At 53.2% G+C, this 19937-nt stretch carries 21 protein-coding genes; 6 read left to right on the top strand and 15 right to left on the bottom strand.

Features of this window, described 5'->3' with window-relative positions:
- The first annotated feature begins 39 nt into the window (after window positions 1-39).
- On the top strand, window positions 40-1800 hold the full coding sequence (locus KI236_RS02435) for a Na/Pi cotransporter family protein (RefSeq protein WP_212818979.1): 1761 nt from the start codon (window positions 40-42) through the stop codon (window positions 1798-1800).
- A 37-nt stretch (window positions 1801-1837) separates the two neighbouring features.
- On the opposite strand, the gene KI236_RS02430 is transcribed toward KI236_RS02435, so the two are convergent.
- On the bottom strand, window positions 1838-2335 hold the full coding sequence (locus KI236_RS02430; RefSeq protein WP_212818977.1) for a 4'-phosphopantetheinyl transferase family protein: 498 nt from the start codon (window positions 2333-2335) through the stop codon (window positions 1838-1840).
- Window positions 2336-2531: 196 nt separating this feature from the next.
- Here KI236_RS02430 and KI236_RS02425 point away from each other — a divergent pair, with 196 nt between their 5' ends.
- The gene (locus tag KI236_RS02425; RefSeq protein ID WP_212818975.1) at window positions 2532-3449 is read left to right on the top strand and encodes a DMT family transporter; all 918 of its coding nucleotides are present in this window, start codon (window positions 2532-2534) and stop codon (window positions 3447-3449) included.
- Window positions 3450-3512: 63 nt separating this feature from the next.
- Here KI236_RS02425 and KI236_RS02420 read toward each other — a convergent pair whose 3' ends face one another.
- Window positions 3513-4787, bottom strand: coding sequence for a lysophospholipid acyltransferase family protein (locus KI236_RS02420; protein ID WP_212818973.1), 1275 nt, complete (start codon window positions 4785-4787; stop codon window positions 3513-3515).
- Between the two features lie 306 nt (window positions 4788-5093).
- On the opposite strand from KI236_RS02420, the gene KI236_RS02415 reads away from it, so the two are divergent.
- Window positions 5094-5648: a TetR/AcrR family transcriptional regulator gene (locus KI236_RS02415; protein WP_212818972.1), complete on the top strand. Its 555-nt coding sequence runs from the start codon at window positions 5094-5096 to the stop codon at window positions 5646-5648.
- Between the two features lie 206 nt (window positions 5649-5854).
- Window positions 5855-7648: an oleate hydratase gene (locus KI236_RS02410; protein WP_212818970.1), complete on the top strand. Its 1794-nt coding sequence runs from the start codon at window positions 5855-5857 to the stop codon at window positions 7646-7648.
- A 331-nt stretch (window positions 7649-7979) separates the two neighbouring features.
- Here the strand turns inward: KI236_RS02410 and KI236_RS12345 are convergent, their stop codons facing one another.
- Genes KI236_RS12345 through KI236_RS02390 form a run of 4 tightly spaced genes read right to left on the bottom strand, consistent with a single transcriptional unit; the run spans window position 7980 to window position 9616 of the window.
- On the bottom strand, window positions 7980-8339 hold the full coding sequence (locus KI236_RS12345) for a KilA-N domain-containing protein (protein WP_408059052.1): 360 nt from the start codon (window positions 8337-8339) through the stop codon (window positions 7980-7982).
- A gap of 19 nt (window positions 8340-8358) precedes the next feature.
- Window positions 8359-8691 (bottom strand): DUF2249 domain-containing protein, encoded by a 333-nt coding sequence (locus KI236_RS02400; RefSeq protein ID WP_212818968.1) that lies wholly within the window; start codon window positions 8689-8691, stop codon window positions 8359-8361.
- A gap of 25 nt (window positions 8692-8716) precedes the next feature.
- Complete coding sequence (locus KI236_RS02395) at window positions 8717-8872, bottom strand: rubredoxin (protein WP_212818966.1); 156 nt, start codon at window positions 8870-8872, stop codon at window positions 8717-8719.
- Between the two features lie 30 nt (window positions 8873-8902).
- On the bottom strand, window positions 8903-9616 hold the full coding sequence (locus tag KI236_RS02390) for an ATP-binding protein (protein ID WP_212818964.1): 714 nt from the start codon (window positions 9614-9616) through the stop codon (window positions 8903-8905).
- 87 nt (window positions 9617-9703) lie between these two features.
- On the opposite strand from KI236_RS02390, the gene KI236_RS02385 reads away from it, so the two are divergent.
- Window positions 9704-10399 (top strand): Crp/Fnr family transcriptional regulator, encoded by a 696-nt coding sequence (locus KI236_RS02385; RefSeq protein WP_212818961.1) that lies wholly within the window; start codon window positions 9704-9706, stop codon window positions 10397-10399.
- 346 nt (window positions 10400-10745) lie between these two features.
- Here KI236_RS02385 and KI236_RS02380 read toward each other — a convergent pair whose 3' ends face one another.
- From KI236_RS02380 to KI236_RS02345, 8 genes are all read right to left on the bottom strand, one after another.
- Window positions 10746-11510 (bottom strand): YwaF family protein, encoded by a 765-nt coding sequence (locus tag KI236_RS02380; protein WP_212818959.1) that lies wholly within the window; start codon window positions 11508-11510, stop codon window positions 10746-10748.
- A complete protein-coding gene (locus KI236_RS02375; protein ID WP_212818956.1) occupies window positions 11507-11863 on the bottom strand; it encodes a YcxB family protein in 357 nt (118 codons plus the stop codon). The genes KI236_RS02380 and KI236_RS02375 overlap by 4 nt, the downstream gene beginning before the upstream one ends.
- A gap of 18 nt (window positions 11864-11881) precedes the next feature.
- Window positions 11882-13093: a sensor histidine kinase gene (locus KI236_RS02370; RefSeq protein ID WP_212818954.1), complete on the bottom strand. Its 1212-nt coding sequence runs from the start codon at window positions 13091-13093 to the stop codon at window positions 11882-11884.
- Window positions 13090-13791, bottom strand: a complete 702-nt coding sequence (locus tag KI236_RS02365) for a response regulator transcription factor (RefSeq protein ID WP_212818952.1) — start codon at window positions 13789-13791, stop codon at window positions 13090-13092. Before KI236_RS02365 ends, KI236_RS02370 begins: the two co-directional genes overlap by 4 nt.
- 91 nt (window positions 13792-13882) lie before the next feature.
- Window positions 13883-14620 carry a hypothetical protein gene (locus KI236_RS02360; RefSeq protein ID WP_212818950.1) on the bottom strand — a complete coding sequence of 246 codons (738 nt, stop codon included), beginning with the start codon at window positions 14618-14620 and terminating at the stop codon, window positions 13883-13885.
- Between the two features lie 374 nt (window positions 14621-14994).
- Window positions 14995-15372 carry a sortase family protein gene (locus KI236_RS02355; RefSeq protein WP_212818948.1) on the bottom strand — a complete coding sequence of 126 codons (378 nt, stop codon included), beginning with the start codon at window positions 15370-15372 and terminating at the stop codon, window positions 14995-14997.
- Between the two features lie 68 nt (window positions 15373-15440).
- Complete coding sequence (locus KI236_RS02350; protein ID WP_228738071.1) at window positions 15441-16088, bottom strand: helix-turn-helix domain-containing protein; 648 nt, start codon at window positions 16086-16088, stop codon at window positions 15441-15443.
- Window positions 16051-16749 carry a DUF3990 domain-containing protein gene (locus KI236_RS02345; RefSeq protein ID WP_212818946.1) on the bottom strand — a complete coding sequence of 233 codons (699 nt, stop codon included), beginning with the start codon at window positions 16747-16749 and terminating at the stop codon, window positions 16051-16053. The genes KI236_RS02350 and KI236_RS02345 overlap by 38 nt, the downstream gene beginning before the upstream one ends.
- Before the next feature lie 262 nt (window positions 16750-17011).
- Here KI236_RS02345 and hcp point away from each other — a divergent pair, with 262 nt between their 5' ends.
- Window positions 17012-18682 carry a hydroxylamine reductase gene (gene hcp, locus KI236_RS02340; RefSeq protein WP_212818944.1) on the top strand — a complete coding sequence of 557 codons (1671 nt, stop codon included), beginning with the start codon at window positions 17012-17014 and terminating at the stop codon, window positions 18680-18682.
- A gap of 272 nt (window positions 18683-18954) precedes the next feature.
- Here the strand turns inward: hcp and KI236_RS02335 are convergent, their stop codons facing one another.
- Window positions 18955-19932, bottom strand: coding sequence for a sigma factor (locus KI236_RS02335; RefSeq protein WP_212818942.1), 978 nt, complete (start codon window positions 19930-19932; stop codon window positions 18955-18957).
- Window positions 19933-19937 lie beyond the last annotated feature (5 nt).

The raw sequence follows: 19937 nt of genomic DNA, 5'->3' as shown, positions 1-19937 counted from the left end.
TACTGTTAAATAAGGAAAAATAATGGGAGGGATAAGCGGATGAGCATATCCGATGTCATAACCCTGCTGGGCGGTGTGGCGCTGTTCCTGTTTGGCATGAGCCTGATGGGAGACGGCCTGAAAAAGGTCGCCGGCAACAAGCTGGAGCTGGTGCTCTATCGCCTCAGCAGCACCCCCCTCAGGGGTGTTTTGCTGGGCACCGGCGTCACCGCCGTAATTCAGTCGTCCTCCGCCACCTCTGTCATGGTGGTGGGCTTTGTCAACTCCGGCATGATGCAGGTCAAGCAGGCCATCGGCGTGGTCATGGGCGCCATTTTGGGCACCAGCATCACCGGATGGATCCTCTGCCTGTCGGACATCTCCGGGGGCAGCGGATGGGTAGACCTGCTCAGCACCGCCACCCTTACGGGTATCGTAGCGGTGGTGGGTATCGTCCTTCGTATGGCCGGAAAGAAGCAGTCCACCCTGTCTGTGGGAAATATCCTCATGGGCTTTGCGGTGCTGATGTTCGGTATGTCCTCTATGAGCGGAGCTGTGGCGCCGCTGAAGGAGAGCGAGGCTTTCACCGGCATCCTCACCAGCTTCTCCAATCCCTTCCTGGGTATTTTAGTGGGCATTGTTTTCACCAGTGTTATTCAGAGTGCCTCTGCCGCTGTGGGTATTCTTCAGGCCTTAGCCATCACCGGAGCCGTCACCTATGAGGTGGCCTTCCCCATCATCATGGGTATCGCCATCGGTGCCGCCGTTCCCGTGCTGCTCAGCGCTCTGGGCGCCAATATCCATGGCCGCCGCACCGCCTTTGTGTATCTTCTTATTGATGTTTTGGGCGTGGTAATCTGGGCCACGGTTTTCTACACCGCCAATGCCATTTTCCACTTCCCCTTTATGGCCGCCACCATGACCACCGTTTCCATCGCCTTTTTGAACACCCTCTTCCGCCTGGCCACGGTCATCGTTCTCGTTCCCTTTATCGGCCTTATGGAGCGATTTGTCTGCTTCCTGATCCCGGATAAAAACGGGGCTGACCCTGCCAAGCTGGAGATGGACCGTTTGGAGGAGCGCTTCCTGCAGCACCCGGCCCTGGCCATTGAGCAGAGCCGGGAGGTCACCTCCGCCATGGCCAACACCGCCTGCCGCAATTTGATGGATTCCCTAGACCTGATCACCACCTACAGTGAAAAGGGCTTCCAGCTGATACAGGAGCTGGAGACCACTGTAGACCGCTTTGAGGACAAGCTGGGCACCTACCTGATGAAAATTACCGTCAAGTCCCTGAATACCCGTCAGAGCGAGGAGGTCTCCAAGTATCTCCATACCATCTCCGATTTCGAGCGTATCAGCGACCACGCCTTGAATATCGCCGAGTGCGCCAAGGAAATCCATGAAAAGAGCATCGTTTTTTCCGGCGAGGCCAGCCACGAGCTGAAGGTTCTGGAAACCGCTATCCGGGATATTCTCAGCCTGGCCGTAAACACCTTCATCGAAAATAATACCGAGGATGCCCGCCGAGTCGAGCCTCTGGAGGAGATCGTGGACACCCTGTGCGACGAAATGAAAAGCCACCACATCGACCGCCTTCAGCGAGGTGTGTGTACCCTGAATCAGGGCTTCGTTTTCAATGACCTGCTCACCAACTTTGAGCGTGTAGCCGATCACTGCTCTAACATCGCCCTGGCCCTCATCGAGCTGCAATCCGACTCCTTCGATACCCATGAGTATGTCCGCAGTCTCAAGCAGGTGAAAGACGACTCCTTCGCCAAATACTACGACGAATATAAAATCAAATATTCTCTGCAATAATTTTAAGTCCCGGGAGGCACCTCCCGGGACTGATTTTTTACTCCTTTTCGCACACCGTCAGTACATAGCCCTCGGGCGTTGCGGGAAAGGTGAAATTATATCCCTTCGGCTTCACCGAAAGCACACCGTTTTCTTCCACGAAATTGCACTGTTTATATTCCCAAACTACACCGCTTCTGCACTTTATCCAGCTCTCCTTCATGGTCCAAAGGCGTAGAAATGCCCGATCCCATTCCTCCCGGGGCAGGCTCTCCAGCCAGGCCTTTTCCCGGTCCGTCAGCGTCCGCATCAGCCGTGCATGAACCGGCCGCACCCTCTCCAGATCCACCCCGATCTCCCGGCGACTTACCACGCAAGCCACATACTCCCCGCTATGGCTGCAATTAAAAAAATAGGGCAGATCGCTTAGGGGCTTTCCGTTTTTGCCCCGATAAAACCGGATATTCTCCGGGTCCGTTTTTGCCGCTGCCGCAAGCATTTCTGCCGCCAGCTTCCGGGATGAGTATTCCTCTCTCCGCTCAATCCGAATCTCCATGCCGCCGCCTCCTTCTTTTCTCCATCCTACCACATCTTCCGACCCTTTGCAATTCGCCTTTTTTCGCCGGAAAGCCTTATTATCACCAGGAAAATCTCGGTTTCCTCCGCTGAATTTGTCTGAAAAGCTCATGGACAGCCGCCCCCGGTCATGCTATATTGAATCCGGATTTTTAATGGATAAAGGAAGGCATTTTATGACTCAACCCGATCACTCTCTCCTGGTCAAGGGCTACTGCATGACCCTGCTGGGCGGCCTGCTCTGGTCCGTGGGCGGTGCCTGCGGTCAGGTGATGTTCCGCAGCTGCGGTGTCACCTCCAACTGGCTGGTGCCCATCCGCCTTTTCATCGGCGGACTGATCACTCTCGCCGTAGCCGCTATTGCGGGAAATAAGCCCCTGGAGGTCCTGCGGCACAAGGAGGCCTGGCCCTCCCTGCTGGTGTTCTCCCTGCTGGGCTCCGCTCTGTGCCAGTATAGCTATTACAGCTCTGTGCAGTACGCCAATGTAGCCTTTGCCACGGTCATCTCCTATTGCAGCCCCGTGGTTATTTTGCTCTGGACCGCCATTGCCACCCGCAAGAAGCCACGCCCTTATGAGCTGTGCAGCGTAGCGCTGGTGGTGCTGGGTGCCTTTACCTGCGTAACGCATTTCGACCTCACCACCCTGGCCGTACCGGTCAAGGGTGCGGTTTGGGGCCTTATCAGTGCGGTGTGCTTCGCCTTTTATACCGTTTCCCCCCGAAAGCTGATGCAGAAGTACCATGTGCTTACCATCACCGGCTGGGGCATGACCATCGGCGGTGTGGTGATGCTGCTTTTTTTCCGTCCCTGGCACATCCAGGGCGTGCAGTTCAGCGGCAAGCTCATTCTGCTCATGACCTGCGTCATCATCCTGGGTACGGTGCTCTCCTTCAGCCTCTTCCAGTCCGGGTGCAGCATCGTGGGCAGCCTGGTGGGCAGCGTACTCTCCTCCGTAGAGCCCATAGGCTCTGTGATTATCTCCGTGCTGTTTCTCAATACCACCTTTTCCTGGCTGGATCTGCTGGGCTTCTTCCTGATTTTGGTCACCATCCCCATCATGGCTCTGGGCAAGGCTCACGAGCCTGTCGGATAAGCTTTTCCAGCATTTTGTAAAGGCACACAGGGTTATCGCCTGTGTGCCTTCTTTTACTTGCAATTACTTGCAATGCCGATAGGGAGTATTTTGCCATTTGCCGCCGTTTATGCGGTGCATCTCCTCTGTAAGATGGTCCCAGCGAAGCACATCCCGGCCCTCCGGATAAAACTCGATAAACTCCCCGTCTACGAAGGTATAAAACCGAGAGATATCCGTACACATTCCGAAGGTAGGCACCTGGTCCGTGGTCAGGTGAAAGGCATAGGGCCGGCCCTTCACGGTGCCGTCAAAGTGTAAGCCCGAGCGATCCAAACTGAGCTGGCCCTCCCCGCAAATTTCAGAGGTGTGCTCCCCCCGGAGGGTCTTATAGGCCGGAAGCATCCCTACCCGAACATGGCCGCTATATGTAAAGGTAGGATCCTTTACATCCTCCTCCGCTTTTTCCCGCTCCAGCAGCACCCAGTCACTGATAAGCTCCGGGCATTGGCTCTCCGAACCCACGGGACGCAGGTTGTACTTTTCATCCACCTCCACGGTATTACCGCAGGCAGTGCAGCGCATTTGATTGCCGCAGCACTCCATCCGATGCAGGGCGCCGCACTTGGGGCACAGGTACAGCAGCGTGTCCAGGTTTTTGGCCATCTGTCCCTTGCCGCCAAAAGTCACCTGGGCCTCCCGGTTCCAGATATAGTCGTCGTGGGCCAGGAGACGGTTCATGGTATCCTCCACCGCTTGGGCGGGCAAGTCCTTCAGCTCCTCTGCGGTGAACATACGGTCCACCGTCACCTCGACCCGTCCCACCCGTCGGTCCAGGCAGTGCTTGGTATAGGTCAGATAGCCGCCGGAAACCTTGGTATAGTACACCGGCACCCCCAGCATTTTCAGAAACTTACCCGTACCGATCATCACCGGCTGAGCCATACCCGTAATAGAGCTCATGCCCTCGGGCATAAGGCACAGGCATCCCCCCTGCTGGATGACCCGGCGCATCTGGCGCATACAGTACAGGTCCGGGGTGAAATTTTTCTTAGGAATGGCCTGGGCCCACTTGAGGATCAGGCAGATGGGAAAACGCATGAACTCATTGTATCCCACCACAAAATTCAGCTTCCGGGGATAGCAGGCCGGACCGGTAAACTGATAGTCCACGCGGCTGGCATGATTGCTGATAATGACATAGGGGCCGCTGTCCTGCCGGGGGTCAGCCTTAAAGTGAAAGGTGGTGTGGATCTGACGGTTCAGCAGCTTCACGATCTGCATAAGGCCGCTGTAAAGAAGGCCGTTGGGCGGATTTATCTGCCGGGCCTGGAGCTTTTCCTGCTGGGTCTTTTTCATGAGGTCACCTCGTGTTTCATAGCAATACCGTGTCTGGCGGGTGAGGGGCGCTTCTGCCCATAAACCATGCCCATCCCTGTCAACCGGCGGCACAATCATTGTAGCGTATTTCGGGAATAATTTCCACTTGTTTTTTCTATAATCGAGGTTTTACGATCTCGGCGCAGTGCTTTCTTGCCCTCCATCCCGTAAAAAAGATTTTCAAAAATTTTGTTTTCGTTTACAATTTTAGATACGATTATGGTACAATTGGGCATGGAAAGTATTTTCCATATTACAAGTAATCTTCCGGAGGTGGAAAGCCCTATGTCACAGGTTACAAAGCGGGCCTTGGAGCAGTCGCTGAAAAATCTGCTGCTGAAAAAGCCGCTGACCAAAATCACGGTGGGCGACATAGCCGACGATTGCGGCATCAACCGCATGACCTTCTATTATCATTTTAAAGATATTTATGACCTGGTGGAATGGTCTTGCCTGGAGGATGCCAAGCGGGCTCTGGACGAGAATAAGACTTACGAAACATGGCAGCAGGGTCTGCTGCAGATTTTTGAGGCGGTTCAGGCGAACAAGCCGTTTATCCTGAATGTTTACCGCTGCGTCCACAGAGAACAGGTTGAAAAATACCTGCAGCCCCTTGTAGACCGGCTTTTGCTGGATGTGGTCGATGAGGAAGCAGGCGAAATGACCGTCCGGGCGGAGGACAGGCAGTTTATTGCCCAGGTCTATTCCTATATATTTATAGGGCTCATGCTGGACTGGATCAAGGATGATATGCGGGAGGACCCGCAGCAGCTCGTGGACCGGCTCGCCAAGCTGATCAAAGGCTCCATGGCAGAAGGCCTGTCTCGATTTAAGCTCTGATTCTAACGGCGCAGGACGCCCCCGCCCTGCCTATCGCCCCTTGCTGGGCAGTCCCATTTTATCATTTTGATGAATTTGATAAAACTTTTTACACATTTCGGCTCCGTGATAAAACTTTTATCGCGGAGCTTTTTCTGTTTATGGTAAACCCGAAGGCAAAGGGTATAATAAGGGCATAAAAAGGAAAAACACAGGAGGTATTTGTTATGTATTACTCTGCAGGAACTTATGAAGCCTTTGCCCATCCCGAAAAGCCCAAGGATGTAGATAAAAAGTCGGCCTACATCATCGGCACCGGCTTGGCCGGCCTGACCGCCGCCTTTTATCTGGTGCGCGACGGGCAGATGAAGGGCGAACATATCCATGTATTTGAAAAGCTGGACCTGGCCGGCGGCAGCTGCGACGGCCGCAAGGACATTACCAAGGGCTTCTTCATGCGCGGTGGCCGCGAGATGGATAACCATTTTGAGGTCATGTGGGACACCTTCCGGGATGTACCCTCCATCGAGACGCCGGGTGTTTCCGTGCTGGATGAGTATTATTGGCTCAATAAGCACGACCCCAACTACTCTCTGTGCCGTGCCAGCATAAACTGCGGCGAGGATGCCCATACCGACAAGCAGTTCAAGCTGGATAAGGACTCTGCCATGGCGCTGTCCAAGCTGTTTATGACCCCGGAAAAGGATCTGGAGGACAAAAAGATCTCCGATGTACTGCCGGATTCCTTCTGGAGCACCAACTTCTGGCTGTACTGGCAGACCATGTTCGCCTTCCAGCGCTGGTCCAGTGCTCTGGAGATGAAGCGGTACCTGTGCCGCTATGTCCACCACATCGACGGCCTGCCCGATTTCAGCGCCCTGCGCTTTACCAAATACAACCAGTATGAGAGCATGATCCTGCCGCTGGTGAAATATTTGGAGTCTCATGGTGTACGCATTGAATACGGCATGGATGTGAAGAATGTCATCATCGAAACCGTGGGTGACAAGAAGATCGCCCGTCAGATCGTCTATGTCAAGGACGGTCAGGAGCAAACCATTGACCTCATCGAGGACGACCTGGTGTTCATCACCAACGGCTGCTGCACCGATACCTCCTGCTATGGCGATCAGACCCATGCACCGGACCTGTCCGGCGTGAAAAACGGATATGGTGAGTCCTGGGATATGTGGAAGGCTATTGCTGCCCAGGCTGAGCACGGTGAATACGGCAATCCGGACAAATTCTGCTCCGATGTAGACGCCACCAACTGGATGAGCGCCACGGTGGCTACCTCCAACGAGGAGATCATTCAGCACATCATGAATATCTGTAAGCGCGACCCCCGTTCCGGTAAGGTGACCACCGGCGGCATCGTCACGGTAAAGGACAGCACCGATAACTGGTATCTCTCCTGGACCATCAACCGCCAGCCTCAGTTCAAGTCCCAGGACAAGAACATGGTGCTTGTGTGGCTGTATTCACTGAATACCAACAAGGAAGGCAACTTCGTGAAGAAGGCTATGCGCAACTGTACCGGTGAGGAGGTCTGCCGCGAGTGGCTGTACCACATCGGTGTGCCCACCGAAAAGATCCATGCACTGGCACACGATGCCTGCAACACCACCACCTGCTTCATGCCCTATATCAATGCCTTCTTCCAGCCCCGTAAGGAATCCGATCGGCCCAAGGTCGTGCCCGACGGCGCCGTGAACTTCGCCTTCATCGGTCAGTTTGCCGAGACGCCCCGGGACACCATCTTCACCACCGAGTATTCCATGCGAACCGGCATGGAGTCAGTCTACACCCTGCTGGACATTGACCGCGGCGTGCCGGAGGTGTGGGGCAGCAAGTACGATGTGCGGGAGCTGCTGCGTGCCTGCTATTACGCCATCGACAAGAAGCCTATCCGTGAGGCACCTCTGTCCTTCAAGGAGAAGGAACTGCTTAAGATCGTCCTGAAGAAGGTCAAGGGCACCGATATTGAGATTCTGCTGAAGGAAAGCGGACTCATCGACTAACTTAAATAACGGAAAATCCAAGAGCGGCTGCCGGCGCATAAATGCGTCGGCAGCCGCTTTCTCTTGTCAAAAAACATTTTCGGCTCTCTAAAGCGAATACCGGAAACGAAGAAACCCCCGATAAAATCGGGGTTTTCACGGGCCATATCTTTTTTATAGCCTCTTGATGTGAAGACAAGACAATAGAGATGTTTTTGCGTTTTCGCTGTCTTGATTTGAACACTCGAAAGGGGTAGAAGATATCAATTATCTGGTGGCATACTATCCACGATTAATCCCCCTTAATCTTAACTTAAGAAATCATTCTGAATTGTCCATCGTTATTCTCCGGTTACTCAATTTCATTTTGAATTTCCGTTCTTGAGTTGATAAAAGCCCTCACCACTTCGAATCTGAACTCTGCATCATTCCACATCTCAAAATCGCAAGCAATAAACGGATGTGCCATTGTCCCGCCGCTTTTACCTTGCTTGGATATTATTCCAATAGCATTTGTCAGGTCAATCCATTTCTTTGGCGTCAAGGTGAACTGTGGAGTTTTGGCATCGACTGTTATTCTTTGAAAAGCATCTTCATTAAAATTCGAATTATGCTTTCTTTCCCATGTTGCCAGAAACTCAACCGTGTTACGGCTTCTCAGCCAGCTTTGTATTAAGTAACTCGGATTGGCTGCATCATATTTTTTTGCTATTTCCGTTAATGAAACATAATCATCGGACGGATGCAGATACTTTGATCATGGGATAGTTCAAAAGAGCCAGCGGCTTGAAGGGAGCGGAGCTGTCGCCTTCCTTCTTCTCCACACGGCAGAACCAGACATGGAACTCCGCCTCACCCCGCTGCTCGGTGTGGTGCTCGTAGCCCAAGCCCTCCATGACAGCGTACAGTGGATGCGGCTCAAAGGTCTGGATGATGTGTAATCCTTCGCCCACTTCCAACGCCTCGGCTCTTTTCTTCAGCCCTTCAAAAAAGCTACCCTGTATATGGCGCACATCCATGGTCTGAAACCACTGTGCTTTGCCCTTCCAGTTTTCATAACTCATCGTCTTTACTCCTTTTGCAGAAAGCTCACGCCTCCTCGAAGCTGTCCTTACCCACGCCGCACAGGGGGCATTCAAAATCCTCCGGTACCTCGCTCCATGGCGTACCGGGGGCGATGCCACCCTCCGGGTAACCTGCGCTCTCGTCGTATTCCCAACCGCAAACGGTGCAAACGTATTTCATAATGCGTCTCCTTTCGTGTTCTCCTGTTTTTCAGTCCTCCTTCAGCCGGCCGTCTACCGTCACGGTGACGACCTGCCACGGAATGAACTTCCCGCTCTGCCGGAGTGCCTTTTTCGCCGCCATCTCCAGCCCGCCGCAGCAGGGTACCTCCATGCGGACGACGGTGACGCTCTTGATATCGTTCTCCCGGATGATCTCCGTCAGCTTTTCGGAATAGTCCACGCTGTCCAGTTTGGGGCAGCCCACGAGGGTGATGTGCCCCTTGATGAACCGCTCGTGAAAGGCGGCGTAGGCGTAGGCGGTGCAGTCGGCGGCGATCAGGAGCCGCGCGCCGTCAAAATATGGGGCGTTCACCGGTACCAGCTTGATCTGCACCGGCCACTGGGAGAGTCTGCTCACCTGCTGGGTTTGCGGCACTTCCACGGCGGGCGCGTCCTGGCGCTGAATATTCCGGGACTGGCTGCCGGGGCAGCCGCAGGGCAGGGTCATGCCCTCCTTCCGCATTTTCCGCTGCTTATTTTCCATGACGGCCTGCTCGTCATAGGCCGCCGCCTCCCGCTCCACGAAGGTGATGGCCCCGGTGGGGCAGGTGGGCAGACAGTCGCCCAAGCCGTCGCAGTAATCGTCCCGCATGAGCCGCGCCTTGCCGTCCACCATGGCGATGGCGCCCTCGTGACAGGCGGCGGCGCAGGCACCGCAGCCGTTGCACTTATTCTCGTCGATCTCGATGATCCGTCGTTTCATGTTCGGTCCTCCTGTTGCTTTTGTGCGCTCATTGTACTATACTAAAAGCAACAAGTCGGTTGAATTTTCAACGAAAGAGGGCTTTTTATGAAAGAATTTTTTCCGGTGCTCCATATGGCGGCGCTTTTCTCCGGCATTTCCGACGAGGAGCTTGCCGTCATGCTCTCCTGCCTTGGGGCGAGGATCGACACCTTTCCAAAAGGCTCCCGCCTGCTCCGCGCCGGAGACGCGGTGGAAGATGTGGGCCTTGTGCTGGCGGGCAGTGCCCTCATCGTGCAGGAGGACATCTGGGGAAACCGCAACATCCTCTCCAAGGCCGGGCCGGGGCAGACCTTCGCGGAGGTGTTCGCCTGCGCGCCGGGAGCGGTGCTGAATGTGAGCGTGGAGGCGGAGAGCGCGGTGACGGTGATGTTTCTGCACATAAGGCGCGTTTTGAGCGTGTGCCCCTCCGCCTGCTCCCACCATAGCCGGATCATCCGCAACCTGCTGGGCGAGCTGGCGGAGAAGAACCTGCGGCTCAATGAAAAGCTCACCCATATGGGCCAGCGCACCACGCGGGCAAAGCTGATGTCCTATTTTTCCGCCGAGGCGCAGCGCCGGGGCGACTACGAGTTCGACATTCCGTTCTCCCGCCAGCAGCTTGCGGATTACCTCGGTGTGGAGCGCAGCGGACTGTCGCTGGAGCTTGGAAAAATGCGGGATGAGGGCTTGCTCGACTTTCATAAAAGCCACTTTCTTCTCAAGGCGCCAGAGACGGACGGTCTTCCTCCTTCTGCGCGTTAAGAATTTCCCCTTCAAGCCCCCTTTGGGCGTATTGGCAAGTGCGGATACACCGGGCAGAATATTGGGCTTTTACAGAAGGAGAGCGCAACTACGAACCTGCAGAGATTGACAAGGTAGCGTCAGCTCGTACAATCTGATTTGATAATACCCACAGCCGCTTTGGCTGTGGGCATTTTCTGTTTGAACTTCAAAAGCTTTGCAGAACGCAAGGAGCCTAATGCCAAATTCAGCATGTCACCAACTATGAGGAAAGAGAGTCAATAAGCACAGAGCGATGCCGATTCCTCTTACATTTCTATCCAGCAATGTCTTATCCTCCTGTTTTTTGCTGCGGAACTTATCCAATCTATGAAAAAGGCACTTCTTCCGCCCTTTGCGTCAGGCGGGACAACGCACAGACCGCGTACATATAGCCTGCAAGAATCAGCGGTGCCGGCAGTCCGTAAAGCAGCGGCGCCGGGATGATACGCCAAAACAGCTTGAGCACACCGATCTCCGCGCCGTAGGTAAAGAAGTAGTTCGCCTCCGGGCAGAGCGTGAGGCGTAACAGGAGATTGATAAGATGAGCGCCTACGGCAAGCAGGCCAAAGGTCTTGAGGATCCGCGGGATATCCTTGGGGTCGGGGCGGTAAAAGCCCAGCGTCGCCAGACTCAGGCCGCAGACAACAAGGAGAGCGTGTGTCACATAGTAGCCAAAAATTCTCGGCAGGAACAGCGAAAAGCCGGAGAACAGCGGCTCCGGGAAGAGCAGCGCCATCAGTGCGCCAAGGGGCGCTACAAAGAAGGAAAACCCCATGATCGAGCGGTTCCTCTTCCACACTCCCAGCGGGATCAGGAACAGATTGATGTTGCATAGGTGCAGCGGCAGCTCATTGAAAATGTTGAAGCCATTGGGATAGTAGGCACGGACATACGCTGCGTCCATGGACAGCGAGAGCTTGTAGACGGTAAACAGCGCAAGATTAAAAAGGCACACGCCGATCAGAAACCGGGAGCGACGTGCCTCCGGTTTTCCGCGCAGCAGCAAGAATATGAGCAGCACCGCCGCTGCCGTAAGCAAAAGCAGAAGCAAATGCAGCCCGCGAAAGGGCGTTATAGTAAATTCGTTCATTTCACACGCCGGAACATCTTTCCGGTCTTCTCCTTAAGAAATCGTTTGAATTCCTCCACCGTCCCGCCGGTAAGAGTGCGCTTGTCCAGAGGCTGCACATAGCGTTTCTTCATCAGAAGGATGATGTAGTCCTGCGACTCAGCCAGTGCGTCGATCAGTTCATAGCGGAACGTGGAGGTGGTGGCCGCCGTAACGACGGTATAAGAATCCTCGCCGAATGCGACATGATATTCCTTTGTGCCCGCCAGCGTGTTTTTGCGGGCGATCATGCCATTGAATCGGTCCTGGAACAGCAGAACGGACAGCAGCATCACCTCTACCAGCAGGGAAATCAACATTCTGACATCAAGCACAAAAGGCTCTCCATCGAATTATCTGCTCACCGGAATGGAGATCTCGAAAACAGCGCCGGTGTCTCCGTTGTAAGCGCGGATCGTCCCTTTATGCAGGTGGATGATCTCCCGGGTCAGGGCAAGGCCGATGCCGGATTTTCCGCTTTTGCCCATGTAAAAGCGGTCGAAGATGTGGGGAATATCTTCCTCGGCGATGCCGTTCCCGTCGTCCTGTATCCGTATCGTCACATGCCGCTTGTCCGTGCGGCAGGTCAGGCGCAGCTGGCTGCGGGCATAGCGCACGCCGTTGGACAGGATATTGGTAACGGCTCTGCGCAGCTGGGTATCATCGCAGCTGACCATAACGGGCTCCTCGGGGAAATCCGGCACGATTGCGATGCCGCCGGCGGCTGCCGGCTCCACGGCGCGTATGCTGTCGTATAGCAGCTCCCGAATATCCATCTCTGAAAAGACAAGCTGCTGCCGCCCCATATCGATTTTCGAGATGTCCAGGAGCTCTTCCACCAGCTCCGTCATGCGGTCGCTTTCCTCCAGGATCACCTCCGCAGCGCCACCCGCATCCATTACGCCCGCCTGTATGCCCTCCGCATAGCCCTGTATCGCCATCAGCGGTGTTTTCAGCTCGTGGGAGGCATTCTGGAAGAAGGTCTGCTGCCGCTCCGCTTCCTTCTCAATATCCCTGCCAAACCGGAACCCCAGCAGGCACATGACGGAGGAGATCGCCAGCAGCACCCCAAAGAACGCCCAGTTCAGCGTCACGATATAGCGGGTGATGGGGCCGATGTCTATGTACATGATATAGGAGTAGGGTTCCTCCCCATCGCCGTAATCCTCCTGCACGGACATGAATATCAGGTGATGCCTGTCCGTTTTGAAGGTATAGCATTGATTGAGTGCAATATCCCGTCCGGCACAATATTCCAGCAATTTTTTCTCCAGGCGATAGGTATCCCGGTTCCATGTGTTAGGTCGGTATCCGTCATCCAGTTCCAAAAAGACGATGCTGGGGGTAAAGAAATTCCCCTCCTCCTCGCCCTCGTCATAGATCGGTTCTTCGTCGGTATAGGGGATGGTGCGGTTCTGGTACTGTGCCTCGCTGATGAGCGCCTTTTTTGCCTCACTCACAAAGTGGGCAGGTATGATGAGGTTCACCGCCAGCATGAACAGTGCAAAGAGCAGCAGTGCCGCACCGAGGATCAGATACACGATCCGCAGCTTGATGTTTTTCATGTGTGCTCCGCTCCCTTCAGCTTATAGCCAAAGCCCCATATGGTGCTTACGCTGACGGTGCTGCCCGCTTGCAGCAGCTTTTTTCGGATACGGCGCAGGGTTTCGTCGGTCACGCGGGTCTCCACCTCCGAGTCGAAGCCCCACACCGCGCTGAGCAGTTCCTCGCGGGAATAGGCCTTTTCCGGCTGCTTCAGCATATAGCTGAGCAGCCGCAGCTCGGTCTGGGTCAGTGCCACGATCGTGCTTCCGCAAAAGACAGCATTTTCCGTAGCGGAATAGCGGAGATCCCCATAGCGCAATTCATCTACTGCCGCCGCTGTTTTCCCCCTGTCCATCTCCACCCGGCGCAGCAGGGCTCTCACCTTCATGAGCAGTATGGTGGGGCGAAAGGGCTTGGTGAGGTAATCGTCACTGCCCTGACTGATGCCCATGACATAGTCCAGCTCGCTGTCCTTGGCCGTAAGCAGGATAATGGGGATATCGGAAACAGAGCGTAGCTCCCGGCACACGGCAAGGCCGTCCGTGCCGGGCATCATAATGTCCAGTATGACCAGCTCCGCAGGCTCCTGACGGAATGCCTCCAGCAGCGCGTCACCGCTTTCAAAGGAGCGCACGGTATATCCGTCGCTTGCGAGGAAGCTATGGAGCAGTTCCCGGATGCTCTTTTCATCGTCCGCCAAATAGATGGAATGTCCCATGGTGACCCCCTAGAAAGCAGCGCCAAATGCTGCGCACAGGCGCAGCATCGGCGTCGTATTTAGTTAATCATATCAGAAAACCGCCTTTCCGTCAAAGGGGGCAGATGCCGCTTTCGCAGCCGGCGTTGCCCCAAATGGTGTCGTACAGCTTGCACAGCTGGTTATCAAGCTCTACCAGACGGTTGTAGTCGGCGATCAGCGCGTCCTTTTCCGCGTCGGTCAGGAAGCCCAGGCTGCGGATGAAGGCTGCTTCATCGTAGTTGTCGTAGTCATAGTCGTCCGGCAGATCAAAGTACGCTTCATCTACCTTGTCCCACAGGTCGGCGTGCTTTTCGCAGACGCGGTCATACTCCTGCTCCAGGGTGTCGATCTCATCCAGCACCTTGGGGTCGGCCTTTTCCAGTGCCTTCTCGTAAAGCGGCATATTGTCGCAGTCGGGCAGCTTCTCATACAGCGCCTCCATTTGGGCGTCCAGCTCGTTCAGCTCCTTGATATCTGCCAGAAGCGTTTCCTTCTCCGCTTCCGTCAGGGCGTTGCTGCTGCGGATAAATGCCGCCTCGTCAAAGTTTGTGAAGTCGTAGTCGTCAGGCAGGGCGTTGCAGATTTCGTCCAGCTTTTCCCACAGTACTGCGTTTCTTTGGAAGATGGCGTCGCTCTTCTCTTCCACCGCCTCGATCTGCTCCCAGATGGCGTCCTCGTTCTCGGTTGCAATTTTAGTAACAGGCTCCATTGGTGCGGATGTGGCGGCAAAGGCGGAGGTTGCTGTGCCGATGGCTGTTACCACCAACGCCAGTGCCAATACAAGGCTCCAAATCGTTTTCTTTTTCATGGTATGTTACGCTCCTTTTTTGAAGTATTTGTGGTTGTGTATTAACCTTGTCTGTAGCATACCAGAAGCTGCATTGAAATTCTCCCGCGAAAGTGCAGGGAAAGTGTCACAAATTCGTCACAGCGCCTGTGTTATACAATGAACACCCACCCGGTAGCCGACCGATGGGTGTTCGTTTCAATCTGCGGATAAGCCGGGAGATCACGGCAGAAAAAAGGAGAGATTGCGATACAGCAATCTCTCCCGCTTTCGACATGATGGTTGTTCCGTTAGCTTGGACAGGGGGTGTGTCGGCCCTTATGACCGCCGCACCGCCTGCAGTCGAACGCCTGCCGGATCTTTTTCAGGGGCTATCGTATTCCGTTTTGGTCTTTTTAAGGCATCTCCGGTTCTGGAGTAAGGCGCACGGTGTCCTCCTCACTGAAGGATACACCGTCAAATTCCAGCCAGTTCTTCTTTGCCACCTGCTCAAAGAAGTTTGTCAGTTCCTCACCTGTGGGGTTGGGAACGCTGTAATCAAAGTCAATATCCGTGATGAAGCAGGCCGTGATCTGGAAGACCATATCATCGCCTTTCACCGAGAGGTAGATATACGGGTTCTCCTTCACATAGTCCGCATTGGCATCCGCGATGGAGTTTTTCTCGTTCAGCGTAAGGAGCAGATGCCGACCGAAGTCGCTCTCACTGAACAGCTTTACGCCGATGTCCTCGTCCTCGTCGTCGGTCAGCGGGATCTGTTTCGGCGGCTGCATAGTAGTCAAATAGTAGTCTGGATAAAATGCGGGTTCAGCAGCCCAGTTCAGCTGAATATCTTTACCCTCTATCCCTGGATCAGATCAGCGGCATCGCATCCAAGTACTTTGGCAAGGTCAAGCACAATACCGGCCTGCGCTTTTGCAAGTTCGTACTGCTTCTGCTCGTAGAGCTGGATCATTCGCAAGGAGACTCCGGATGCTTCACTGAGCTGCTGCTGTGTCAGCCCTCTCGCCTTCCGTGTAAGCTGTAGCTTAGACTTACGGCTACCCTTGTTCCTTTGAATGATCTCATCTGCACTCTCCACGAATTTGCTTACATCCGCTTCGTGCAGGATATATAGAGACATCACTACCGATAGTGTCAATCCGTATTCTACCATATCGCTGAAGCGTCGGTTTGTTTCCCACTGGTAATAGGCAAGGATCCATCCGGCCCAGTACTCTCTCCCCTTTGAGGATAGATGGGGCTGATGATGACGCTCACTCTGCATATTCACGGCAGCAAGCACAGCGTCTGCCAGTTCGACCCCCGACATTCCTGCAACATACTTCGGATTTCCATTCTCGAATTTTGAGGCAATTCCGGAGGAAATGAACCAGCCAAAGAAGTCATCCGGTGCATAGCCGAGTGTACACACGGCGTACTCGACCATATCTCCGAGATTGGCCATTGCATCATCCAAGTATAATTCGTTGTAGGCGTTCATCTTCATTCCCCCATTCTTCCCGAATGATGTCCAGCACATATTTTTCAGACAAAACCGTTTCACGATCCTTCTCTTTTGCAAAATCCTCGCGCGCTTTACTGTCTCGTGCCAGCTTCTTCGGATAATACATATCACACGGTGCAGGAATGGCTTCCTCAAATGTAAATCGAGCAAACGCTTTTCCCGATATCGCAACGATCTGTTCGCCCAGTTTCCCAAGTAACATCGCTTTTTCAAGCTGTTGGAGAGAAATCGTATTATTCAGAAACGCACTTGCGAATGAGAAATAAGAATCGTCCGCCCGATATCCTTTGATGACATCATACTGCTTATACTCTACCGCAAAATGCTCGCCAATATACTGCTTGGCTTGCCTTGCGACTGCCCCGCCAATACGGAACTTCCGATTATTCAGCAGTACATAAAGCCAATTGAGAATATGATAATTACCTCCTGTAAGCGAGAGGATAGACAGGCCGTTTAAATCAAAGGCATATCGATTTGCAAAGCCATCCGCTTCAGCGGAACAAGCCCACTCCTTTGCAAGCTCCACACTCTCAGTACAGTAGAACCCCAGTCCGTAATCGTTGTTTGGGTTTCCTTTGCCAATAACAGGCTGTTGGATAATTTGACTGGAACCATGATAAACGCAGATTATTTTATTCATAGCGGCGCCTCTTTCACGAGCCTATCGCTCCACTGATAGTTTTAACTTGAATTGATTATATCGCTATGGCGATAGTTTGTCAACAAGAAAACTTGTGGTGTTTCTCTGTCTGCAACGATATCTGTTGTTTCGACGTAACCGCCACAGCAAATGACGCATAGACACACATGAGACAATTAGTAAAGTCTCTCATACCAAGTATATTTTTCGTTTCCTGACCGATACTTTAACTATAAAAACGAAGGATAAGGATGGTCAGCATATGAATAATATGGATTTAGGATACGAAATGTTTTGCTATCAATGTGAGCAAACAGCGAACGGAAAGGGCTGTACAAAGCTTGGGGTTTGCGGAAAGACACCGGAAATCGCCAATCTGCAGGATTTGCTGATCTTTCAAATCAAAGGGATCAGCTGTTACGGAAAAGTTCTGCAAGATGAGGGACAGCATATCGATAAAAATATCATACGGTTTATCGAAAATGTTCTTTTCACAACGCTGACGAATGTTAATTTTGATTCGAAAGTACACGTGGAATTATTGAACGAATCACAACGGATAAAAGAAAATTTGAGAACAATCACAGGAGAGCTTCACAATCAGACATCATACGCCACTTATGATCTTCCCGAAACAAAAACACAAATGCTAAAGGATGCTCAATTCGCGGGAATTATGTATGATAAATCCCTTGACCCGGATATTCGCTCATTGAGGCAAACCATTTTATACGGACTGAAAGGTGTCAGCGCCTATGGGCATCAGGCAAGAGAACTGGGCTATTACAGTGATGAGGTAGATGAATTTTATATTCAGGCATTGGAAGCTCTCACAGACGATAACCTCACAGTGGAAGAACTGATCCGAATGACCATGCGCACCGGAGAAGCGGCAATTGAGGTTATGAAAAAATTGGATGAAGCCAATACTGCAGTTTACGGAAATCCGGCACCCCATAGGGTCAATATCCATATGAGGAAAGGACCCTTTATCGTTGTTTCGGGACATGATTTGAAGGATTTGGAAATGCTGCTGGAACAAACAAAGGGAACGGGGGTCAATGTGTATACACACGGTGAAATGCTGCCGTGCCACGGATATGAGGGATTAAAAAAATACCCCCACCTTGTCGGGAATTTCGGTGGTGCGTGGCAAGATCAACAAAAACAATTTGATGATCTTCCGGGATGTATTCTAATGACGACGAATTGCCTTATGCGGCCGAGAGAGAGCTATAAAGGCCGAATCTACAGCACGAATGTAGTGGGCTGGGAAGGGGTAAAACACATTGGGAAAAGAGAAAACGGTGAAAAGGATTTCAGTGAAATCATTCAGCAGGCAATAGAATTGGGCGGCTATCCGGAGGATCAGGAGCCCCACGAGATACTTGTCGGATTCGGGCATCATTCGGTATTAAGCGATTCTGACAAAATCGTAGCGGCAGTAAAAGCAGGAAAAATCAGACATTTCTTTCTTATTGGCGGCTGTGACGGAGCAAGACCCGGTCGAAACTATTATACAGAGTTTGCTAAGATGGTCCCGAAAGACTGCGTGATATTAACGCTCGCATGCGGAAAATACAGATTTAACAAACTGGATTTCGGTGAAGTAGCGGGACTGCCGAGACTTTTGGATGTCGGGCAATGCAATGATGTATATTCTGCCATACGGATCGCAACAGGTTTAGCAGATGCTTTTGGTACCGATGTAAACGGATTGCCTTTGTCGTTGATCGTATCATGGTACGAACAAAAGGCTGTTGCTGATTTGCTGGCATTATTGAGTCTGGGAATTAAAGGCATATATTTAGGCCCTACCCTGCCGGCATTTTTGAGCCCGAATGTGCTTCAGTATTTAGTGGACACATTCGACTTGCGGCTTATTACCAATGCTGAGGATGACATTAAGACCTGCCTGAAACAGAATATTTGAGAAATCAGGAACCGTCAATGCACTTTGATAGTAACCGTAGAACCTGACAGCGCACAGTATAAGAGAGCTGGCACGAGCCAGCTCTCTTTAATCTTTTGACATCCCGCATTTATCCAGTGCGTGGACGGCGCGAGGTGTTCCTCCCATGTTGTGTCCATCTCGCTCAACTTGGGTGCGCTTTGCAACCCCCACAAAAGATATCGGTATTATCAGCTTTATACCGGCGCATTTGAGCTGGAATGATCTTGAGGAGTCTTGAAAACGTACAATTTTCAAGACTCCTCAAAAATTTTTGCAGCAATATGCTCCAATGCGTCACTGAAAATCTCATGAACACGGATCAGCGAAACGACCTCGCAGATAAACCGCGCCATCAGCTCTTTTTCGCCCCACCATGTTCTCTGCGGCGTTGCGCCATGCCCCGCGGCCTGTTCCGCCTCCGCTTTGGCAGTGCGGATAGCCTTCTGAACGGAGAGCCACCGGCCGTAAGCCCCACCGTACAAGTCCTTTTTCAACTTCCGCAGCGCGGCCTTGTATGCCTTCTCCGCTCCGCTGGGGCCGTTGTAGTTGAGATAGATCGCCAGCTCCTGAAAGGTCATGCCAACCTCGTCCGGCTGACCGATGCCCAGATAACTCCGCACCAGATTCAACTCCCTGGGCGTCAACACTTGCTCCATCCGCTGCATCAGCAGCGTCCGGCGCATGAGGCGGTCATAGGCAACGGCAGGATCGCCGCCGCAGCTGATGGAGAACACATCGTCGCCCAACTGCCGCGCGCCGCACAGCGTCCGGTATTCTTTTATCAATGCCCCAGCTACCTTGGCAGATACATTCAGTTCTCCGCACACCACCTTGACCAACTCAGCATCAGATGAGTCCCATCCCTCGGCGCAGAGGTATGCCACCCTGCGCAGTTGGTTGCACCGGCTGATGGGAATGGACAGAGAGGAAAAATGCTGTGCGGCGTAGTCGGACAGCGCCGCTTCTATCGCGGGTGTCGCATAGGTCAGCAGCTTTGTTCCGTAGGCGGGATCAAAGCGCCCTGCCGCGTCCAGCAGCGCCAGCGCCGCCTCCTGCTTCAAGTCCTCCGTCTCACACCACGGCGTGTACGCCCGTGCCAGTCCGGTGAGGTATCCCTCGTTTTGTGAGATAAGCCGCTCCGCGGCGTTTTTGTCTCCGGCTTGTATTCGCAAAGCCAGCTCTTCATTGCAGGGGCCGTCCCCGGCAACGGTGTACATATTTTTCGTCACAGGAA

Source organism: Vescimonas fastidiosa (assembly GCF_018326305.1).
Classification (GTDB): Bacteria; Bacillota; Clostridia; order Oscillospirales; family Oscillospiraceae; genus Vescimonas; species Vescimonas fastidiosa.
Note: the sequence above shows the minus strand (reverse complement) of the source record. Positions and strands in the feature narration are given on the sequence as shown.

Excerpts from the sequence above, each read along its gene's own strand:
- KI236_RS02410 (WP_212818970.1), top strand. The coding sequence starts at position 5,855 with ATGTATTACTCTGCAGGAACTTATGAAGCCTTTGCCCATCCCGAAAAG.
- KI236_RS02380 (WP_212818959.1), bottom strand. The coding sequence starts at position 11,510 with ATGAACGAATTTACTATAACGCCCTTTCGCGGGCTGCATTTGCTTCTG.
- KI236_RS02395 (WP_212818966.1), bottom strand. The coding sequence starts at position 8,872 with ATGAAATACGTTTGCACCGTTTGCGGTTGGGAATACGACGAGAGCGCA.
- KI236_RS02400 (WP_212818968.1), bottom strand. The coding sequence starts at position 8,691 with ATGAGTTATGAAAACTGGAAGGGCAAAGCACAGTGGTTTCAGACCATG.
- KI236_RS02365 (WP_212818952.1), bottom strand. The coding sequence starts at position 13,791 with ATGGGACATTCCATCTATTTGGCGGACGATGAAAAGAGCATCCGGGAA.
- KI236_RS02390 (WP_212818964.1), bottom strand. The coding sequence starts at position 9,616 with ATGAAACGACGGATCATCGAGATCGACGAGAATAAGTGCAACGGCTGC.
- KI236_RS02360 (WP_212818950.1), bottom strand. The coding sequence starts at position 14,620 with ATGAAAAAGAAAACGATTTGGAGCCTTGTATTGGCACTGGCGTTGGTG.
- KI236_RS02370 (WP_212818954.1), bottom strand. The coding sequence starts at position 13,093 with ATGAAAAACATCAAGCTGCGGATCGTGTATCTGATCCTCGGTGCGGCA.
- hcp (WP_212818944.1), top strand. The coding sequence starts at position 17,012 with ATGAATAATATGGATTTAGGATACGAAATGTTTTGCTATCAATGTGAG.
- KI236_RS02435 (WP_212818979.1), top strand. The coding sequence starts at position 40 with ATGAGCATATCCGATGTCATAACCCTGCTGGGCGGTGTGGCGCTGTTC.
- KI236_RS02430 (WP_212818977.1), bottom strand. The coding sequence starts at position 2,335 with ATGGAGATTCGGATTGAGCGGAGAGAGGAATACTCATCCCGGAAGCTG.
- KI236_RS02385 (WP_212818961.1), top strand. The coding sequence starts at position 9,704 with ATGAAAGAATTTTTTCCGGTGCTCCATATGGCGGCGCTTTTCTCCGGC.
- KI236_RS02420 (WP_212818973.1), bottom strand. The coding sequence starts at position 4,787 with ATGAAAAAGACCCAGCAGGAAAAGCTCCAGGCCCGGCAGATAAATCCG.
- KI236_RS02355 (WP_212818948.1), bottom strand. The coding sequence starts at position 15,372 with ATGCAGCCGCCGAAACAGATCCCGCTGACCGACGACGAGGACGAGGAC.
- KI236_RS02415 (WP_212818972.1), top strand. The coding sequence starts at position 5,094 with ATGTCACAGGTTACAAAGCGGGCCTTGGAGCAGTCGCTGAAAAATCTG.
- KI236_RS02425 (WP_212818975.1), top strand. The coding sequence starts at position 2,532 with ATGACTCAACCCGATCACTCTCTCCTGGTCAAGGGCTACTGCATGACC.
- KI236_RS02350 (WP_228738071.1), bottom strand. The coding sequence starts at position 16,088 with ATGAAGATGAACGCCTACAACGAATTATACTTGGATGATGCAATGGCC.
- KI236_RS02345 (WP_212818946.1), bottom strand. The coding sequence starts at position 16,749 with ATGAATAAAATAATCTGCGTTTATCATGGTTCCAGTCAAATTATCCAA.